The sequence below is a fragment of the Marinimicrobium sp. UBA4209 genome, assembly GCF_002381585.1.
GTDB lineage: Bacteria > Pseudomonadota > Gammaproteobacteria > Pseudomonadales > Cellvibrionaceae > Marinimicrobium > Marinimicrobium koreense.
Genome location: NZ_DFTP01000020.1, coordinates 332 through 670, shown reverse-complemented (window position 1 = coordinate 670; position 339 = coordinate 332). Strand labels below are relative to the sequence as shown.

At 60.2% G+C, this 339-nt stretch carries 1 protein-coding gene; it reads left to right on the top strand.

Annotated features, from left to right (window positions below; all coding sequences use genetic code 11):
* Positions 1-339: flavodoxin-dependent (E)-4-hydroxy-3-methylbut-2-enyl-diphosphate synthase (locus tag B3187_RS03180; RefSeq protein WP_286804550.1), on the top strand; the 339-nt coding region annotated here is incomplete at both ends.

Below are 339 nucleotides of genomic sequence, written 5' to 3'. Positions count from 1 at the left end.
TTCAAGGTCAGCGTCAAGGCCTCGGATGTCTTTATGGCGGTCGCCGCTTACCGCAAGCTGGCCCGGGAAATTGATCAGCCGCTGCACCTCGGCATCACCGAAGCCGGCGGTCTACGGGCGGGTACCGTAAAGTCGGCGGTCGGCCTGGGCGCGCTGTTGATGGATGGCATCGGCGACACCGTGCGCATTTCCCTGGCAGCGGATCCGGTGGAAGAGGTTAAGGTCGCCTGGGATCTGCTCAAGAGCCTGAAGCTGCGTAACAAGGGAGTGAACTTTATTGCCTGCCCAAGCTGCTCCCGGCAGAACTTCGATGTCATCAAGACCATGAACGAGCTGGAA